Origin of the sequence: Roseivirga sp. UBA1976 (assembly GCF_002336325.1) — a bacterium.
Lineage (GTDB): Bacteria > Bacteroidota > Bacteroidia > Cytophagales > Cyclobacteriaceae > Roseivirga > Roseivirga thermotolerans.
The window spans coordinates 1-5,871 of sequence record NZ_DDDQ01000155.1; the positions used below are offsets into that span (position 1 = coordinate 1).

The following is a 5,871-nucleotide window of genomic DNA, read 5'->3' on the forward strand; positions in this document are numbered from 1 at the left end:
TCCGGTATCTCAATAGAGCCTAAATGAAATTGCGGATATTTTCCTTTGCGTATGTGAAGTTTTCAGAGGAAAATTCCGCAATGACGTCCTAAGGGGGACATCTTACTACTTACTTACATCGAACTCAGGTTATTTTAGGTTGCGGACTAGTCTAAATTAGATTCCTTTGGAAGGGAGTGTTCTTAAAATATGAGGCTATAATGGCAAGCGGATATGGAAAAGTATCGCTAAGTTCTGGGAGTCTTTATGCAGATGTCTAGGCGTTTATTTGAGGCTCAGGCCGGCTTAGTAAAAACTTTAATTGGGCTGCAGTAAGGCTTATAAAAAATCTCAAAACTATTTCATTTCTTTGCACCATGTTGGAGTTGAAAAGGGACGTTTTCCGAATGTGTTCGGAGAAAGTCGGTGCACGCATCAATACCTTGGAGGCCGAGCTCAGAAGCCTGAGCGAGTCTGCAGCCTCAGATACAAAAAGCTCAATGGGCGATAAGTATGAGACTTCTCGCGAAATGGTTGGGTTGGAGCAGGAGAAGGTAAGTGAACAATTGGACGATGCGCGGCAGATGCGTAAAGTGCTGGAAAGCCTCAACGTAGAGCATAGTGCTTCCAAAATTATCCAGGGCTCGTTGGTCCGTACATCAACGGTGCTTTTCTACATTGCCGTTTCGTTGGGAAAAATAACCGTAGGGGGTAAAGATGTCTTTGTGATTTCCCCCGTATCGCCCATAGGTAAAGAGCTAATGGGAAAGGAAGTTAATCATTCCATTGCTTTCGCAGGTAAGATGGAGCGTATTATTGCCATTGCCTGAGTAGTTTCAGGTATTTTGTCCTTCTGCTTTTTTGGAATTAGACTGTATTAAAGGCCACCTGAAGCAACGACTGATCATTGTAAGTGCTTCAGGGTCTTCTGGCCAGGTGCTATCAGATAATCTAATTTTCGGTCAGTTGGCCTTCAAAAAGTAGCCAGCTATTAGGGTCTAACTCAATCTTTGAAGGTCGGGTACTCAGTTCGGGAGACCATAGCATCTGTTTTTGGTGTACCGGAATTTTGCGGAGCTCCGACTGTCCGTTGGGGTAGGTGATTTTCACTTCCAGATCAAATAAAAACTCTTCCTGTTGGCGCTGGTTGATTTCCATTTCCAACTTTCCGTTTTTGTAGGCCCATGTGGCTTCTATCTTCGGTTGTCCGGCCTGCATTATCCACTGCTTAAAGAATTGCGCCAAGTCCAGTCCACTGACTTCTTCGAATACCTTTCTGAGGTCTTCGGTATAGGCGTTGGCTAGTTTGTACCTGGCATAATAGGTGCGGATGGCTTGCCAAAACAGTTCATCGCCCACTTCTTTTCTGAGCATGTGCAATACCCAGCCGCCTTTTTGATAAGAGTTGGCATTGAGCAGTTGCATATAATCTTCTATGGCTTTGTTTACAACGGGCACTCGGTTTTGTTTGCTATAATCAATGATTTGCTGGCGCTGCTCTTTTACACGCTGCACAAAATTGTCGCGTCCATATTTCTGCTCCATGTACAGGTTAGTAAAGTAGGTAGCAAAGCCTTCGCTCAGCCATACATGATGCCAGTTGGCTTCAGAGGCTGAGTTGCCGAACCATTGGTGGGCTATTTCATGAGCAATTAATCCTTCAGAGGTGCGCTGCCCGTTTACAGAGTTTTCGGAATAGAAGATATTGGAGGCATTCTCCATTCCGCCAAACTGTGTTTTAGATTGTACGTTGGCCAGTTTGGAAAAGGGGTAGGGGCCAACATGGTTAATGAACCAATCGGTGATGGGTAGGGCAAGGGCATAGTCATGAAAGCCCTTTTCCCGATCTTGCGGATACACCCAGGCAGAAATTGGAATGCCATAAATATCTCCGGTATTTTGAATCGCAAACCGGGCGGCTCCAATAACCATCACTTTAGTAGGAATGGCCACTTCCGATCTCCAGTGAGTAAGGGTTAACTTGTCATCGATGTTCGATCGCTCAACCAGTTTTCCGTTGCCAATAACCTGATAATGTGCAGGGGCTGTCACAATCCACTCCACCGTAGCTTTGTCAGAGGGGTGATCCACAATGGGCAGCCAGTGCTTTCCGCGATCAGGCCAGTTGTCACCAAAAAAGGTGCGGTCGCCATACTTGTTTTTAGAAATAATCAGACCGTTAGCAGGAACTCCTTCATAGGCTATGAGAAAGGTGACCCTTTCTCCCGATTTTGCCGGATAGTTAAGAGTAAGTTGGTTGTTTTTGTGGCTAAAATCAATACGTTTGCTATTGGCCATTACCACATTTACCTTCATTCCTTTTCCGTTGTTTTCGTTCACCAGGTCAAAGTGAAAGTCCGGGCTGTCTTTTAAGAAATGAACAGTTACGTGAGCAATGCCTGTAATTTGGTCATTTACATCTGTTAGTTGTAGTTCAAAACGATAGTGTTGCACATCAATGGTGGCTAACCTTTCGTAGTGCTTTTGGCCATATACACCAACCGATAGAAGCCCCAGTAGTATAGAGGTAAGAATGAATCGTTTCATTTTACCAAGCTAATAAAAATGAATCGAATGTAAATTCAGTTTCTCTGCTCAATACCACCTGATGGGTACAATGAGGACTTAGAGGGAACTTGCTGGTGAGTTTAATTGTGGGCTCCATTTTCTTAGGTATGAGTGAAAGGGACTTAATACGGGATTGGAGATTACAGCGGGGCCGCACTTATAATTAATGTAATATTAGATTGATAGAGGTTATCAGGTGATAGTTTTTTTTTTATAACTATATTGAGCTTTATGGTTATTTGTCTAGATCGAATAGGAGTAAAATGCAATATAACTTATGCCATAAGCTGAGTCTTTACATTACCTTATAAGAGTCTTATGAAAAGACAAATAGTGGCGAAGTATAGAGAACGTATGCCATGCGACTTAATGAAGTAACCTTATTCAGTTTTTACTCAATCTATCCTTATGGTTAAGCCTATCGTTTTCGTTTTAAGCCTTCTCATCTTTTTTTCATGCTCAAGAAGTTCAGAGAAACAAAAGGAGAAACAGGTGCAGGTCCGTTTAGAAAAGCTAGGTATCATAAGCCTTGAAACCGAAAGAAATTTTCCCTCATCGTTTGATATTGTGAATTGGGGTGATGATGGGAAAGCAATAGTAGGAATTGATAGAAGGATCAACGAAATCCTTTTTTTTGATTTCAATGGTCAACAAATGGGTAAGGTAAAAGTGCCCACCATTGATCAGCCATTTGGACTAAAGAGGATATCGGATGTCCATTACATTAACCGAGATTCTATCCTAGTTTATGATGCTCAATATCTAAGACTGATTCTTCAAAACCAGGAGAGTGAGGTCATAGACTCATGGCATTTACCTGACTTTTGGTCTGAGGCATCAAGAAGTGGTAATGTAGGTATAGTTGATGCATACTTGCATAAAGGGAGCCTGATTGCTGAGTTATTAGCATTTGAGAATCTTTATCCTATTTCCAGCAGGCAGTTTTACGAAGAGTCGAAGCTCTTTCATTTTGTTAACCTAACTCAGGAAACGGTGAATTCATACCTCAACTATCCTGAAGAATCACCTTATAGGAGCCAGTTATTTTACACAGCGTTTTTTCCTTATGTTGTAAAAACGAGTACATCATACGTGTTGTCTTTTCCATTCGATAATGGTATTTACAGCTTTAACAAAGGTTTGTCTTCTTATACCTACTTACAAAATGAGCCTAAGGCTTTTCCCAGGGCAACTGGCCAAGCTTTTGGTTCACATCAGACGGGTAATGATGTGTTGTATAGCAGAAAGCTTAATGGCTTTGGCTTGTTTATGAGAAATTCTTTAGAATTGAATGGTCTGGGAGAATGTGTAATAAGGGTTTATAGAGAAGCTTTGGGTAATAAAGATGAAATTCCTAATGACAGTCGTTCGTTCTATTCGGACGAGTTCCCTCCAACGTATAACTTGGAGTTATTTAAGGTCGATGGAGAAAGAATAATTAAAATAGGTCAGGAAATTAGTCTTAAGGATCTCGGTATATCGAATTTTATTGGGCAAGATGATGACGGAGTTTTGCTATTTATAGAACACAACCCAGACAGAGAAGATCCGCGTCTAGTCAAAATTGCTCTCTCTGTAAACTGATCAGAAGGGGGTATTGGGCCTCTGGATTAGGCTATTCCCCGAACAGATTAAGCCAGCCAAAAGAGGAAAACCAAAGGAAAAGCCACTCCGGCAAGGGCGAGCCACCAACCTCTTTTCTTAAAGCTATACTTACCACTGGCAATGAACATACCCGTTAGCGCAATGATGATCATGGCGCCACCAAAAATATCGGAATACCATATCCAGGCCGAGTTGGTGGTTTGGTGCAAGTCGGCCATTTCGGCCAGTCCATATCTTCGGCCAAAAAAGTCCAGAGTACCTTCTCCGTTTTCCAGACTTACCTCTGCCATAGCATCTTGAAAGTAGATTCTTAGGTTACCGTTTTGTATTCTAAAGTTGCGGTATTCGTTGCCGACACCCGTCTGCGGAATTAGTGATTTCACTAACTCATCGTTGTATTCTTCAGTGTCTGGCAGGTTTAGCGTAAGAGGTTCCGAACTGAGGGTGTATTGACGCGAGTTAAAGGTTCTCCTGTGGTTCAGTGCTATTCCTGAAATAGAAAAGGCTAGAATAAGCCCTACAAAAAAATAGGCAATGTCGCGGTGGTAGTTGCGGCAGAAGTTCTTAAACTTTCTCACTTAATTTTATTTAGACTGATTATAGATAACGGCAAAAATAGTGGATGAGTGATTCGAAACAAGTGCAACCGACAATTTTTTTAAATTGGCTAGATGAAAATCTGATGAATGGAAAATCTGGTAAACTTCTTTGCTGATATACCCACCGAATTTCGGGCGGGGATCTTAATTGGTGGTATAGTGGTCTTTTGGATACTGGAAGGAACGCTGCCCCTTTTTCACTTTCAATACAAGAAGGTTCGTCATGCCGGAATTAACCTTTTCTTTACCCTCACTACTATGATTATTGGGTTTGGTTTGGCAGGAGCACTATTGTATGCCTCAGATACGGTGGCTGCCAACCATTTTGGATTATTGTATATTATAGACCTTCCTCTTTGGGCTCAACTGGTAGTTGGTGTACTTCTTCTCGATTTAATAGGGGCTTACCTTGTGCATTGGACAGAACACAAGGTTAAATGGATGTGGAAATTTCATTTGGTTCACCATACCGACACTACGGTAGATGTAACTACAGGGCTGCGTCATCATCCCGGAGAAACCGTGTTCAGAATAGGGTTCACTATTTTGGCCGCCATTATTGTGGGGGCACCTATGTGGATCATCATGTTCTACCAGAGTATGTCGGTGCTGTTTGCGCACCTTACTCACGCCAATATCAACATGCCGAGATCGGTGGATAGGGCTTTATCTTGGGTTTTTGTGACTCCACTCATGCATAAGGTACATCACCATTATACACAACCACTTACCGATACCAACTACGGAAATATCTTTTCCTTTTGGGATCGCATTTTCGGCACCTTTGCACAAGTAGATGACACCAGAGAACTAAAATACGGTATCGACACCCATATGGATCCAAAAGAAAATGATGAGATGGGTAATTTGTTGAAAATTCCTTTTCAGCCTTATAGACCTCCGGTGGGGTCTAAGTTTGGAAGGGAATAGGAGTAATTTGCAGTAAATAATTTTTACCTATCTATGAGAGCGGACGATTCTTTTGAAGCTTTGGAAATTCATTTCGTCTAATTCTGTAGTTACGAATTTTTCACCTGTTTTCTTACATAGGTAGAATAACCTGAGTTCGATGTAAGTAAGTAGTAAAATATCCCCTCTTAGGACGTCATTGCGGAATTTT

General features: G+C 42.0%; 5 protein-coding genes. 3 read left to right on the forward strand and 2 right to left on the reverse strand.

Annotated elements, in window-relative coordinates:
* Positions 1 to 356 precede the first annotated feature (356 nt).
* Positions 357 to 809: a 3-oxoacyl-ACP synthase gene (locus tag B3763_RS15810; RefSeq protein WP_189629383.1), complete on the forward strand. Its 453-nt coding sequence runs from the start codon at positions 357 to 359 to the stop codon at positions 807 to 809.
* A 121-nt stretch (positions 810 to 930) separates the two neighbouring features.
* Here B3763_RS15810 and B3763_RS15815 read toward each other — a convergent pair whose 3' ends face one another.
* On the reverse strand, positions 931 to 2,526 hold the full coding sequence (locus tag B3763_RS15815; protein WP_286747712.1) for a M1 family metallopeptidase: 1,596 nt from the start codon (positions 2,524 to 2,526) through the stop codon (positions 931 to 933).
* Positions 2,527 to 2,955: 429 nt separating this feature from the next.
* On the opposite strand from B3763_RS15815, the gene B3763_RS15820 reads away from it, so the two are divergent.
* Positions 2,956 to 4,131 (forward strand): hypothetical protein, encoded by a 1,176-nt coding sequence (locus B3763_RS15820; protein WP_286747714.1) that lies wholly within the window; start codon positions 2,956 to 2,958, stop codon positions 4,129 to 4,131.
* Positions 4,132 to 4,178: 47 nt separating this feature from the next.
* On the opposite strand, the gene B3763_RS15825 is transcribed toward B3763_RS15820, so the two are convergent.
* Positions 4,179 to 4,730 (reverse strand): PepSY-associated TM helix domain-containing protein, encoded by a 552-nt coding sequence (locus B3763_RS15825; protein WP_189629385.1) that lies wholly within the window; start codon positions 4,728 to 4,730, stop codon positions 4,179 to 4,181.
* 108 nt (positions 4,731 to 4,838) lie between these two features.
* Between B3763_RS15825 and B3763_RS15830 the strand changes: the two genes are divergently transcribed.
* Entirely contained in the window at positions 4,839 to 5,681 is an 843-nt protein-coding gene (locus B3763_RS15830) for a sterol desaturase family protein (RefSeq protein ID WP_286747716.1), read from the forward strand.
* The last annotated feature ends 190 nt before the right edge of the window (positions 5,682 to 5,871 follow it).